General features: G+C 74.8%; 1 protein-coding gene. It reads right to left on the bottom strand.

Translation table 11 applies throughout. The features are described 5' to 3' along the window. Positions 1–121 precede the first annotated feature (121 nt). A partial coding sequence (locus tag TW83_RS19090) for an iron chelate uptake ABC transporter family permease subunit (protein ID WP_045984373.1) occupies positions 122–433 on the bottom strand: 312 nt, incomplete at its 5' end.

Below are 433 nucleotides of genomic sequence, written 5' to 3'. Positions count from 1 at the left end.
TTGCCCGCGCCGTTCGGGCCCAGCAGACCCACGAACTCACCCGGCCCCACGTCGAGGTCGATCCGGTCCAGCACTGGCACCGCGTTGCGCGACAGGGACAGGCCGGACAGCCGCATGACGGTCATGCCCGCGCCCTCAGCCGCAGGATCAGCTGCAGGAAGAAGGGCGCGCCGATCAGGGCGGTCAGGACGCCCAGCTTGAGGTCGCGCCCCGGAAGGATTACCCGCACCGCGATGTCGGCCGCCAGCACCATCGCCGCCCCGCCAAGCGCCGATGCCCCCAGCAGCCGCCCCGGATCGCCGCCCACCGCGCGGCGCAGCAGATGCGGCACGACCAGCCCGACGAAGCCCACGGTGCCCGCCACCGCCGTGGCCCCGCCGACCAGCGCCGCCGTGCCCAGCACCAGCCGCAGCCGCAGCGCGCGCAGGCTGAT

It is taken from the genome of Paracoccus sp. S4493, from assembly GCF_000967735.1.
Lineage (GTDB): Bacteria > Pseudomonadota > Alphaproteobacteria > Rhodobacterales > Rhodobacteraceae > Paracoccus > Paracoccus marcusii.
The sequence above is the reverse complement of the archived record's forward strand: the minus strand, read 5'-3'. Positions and strand labels throughout refer to the sequence as shown.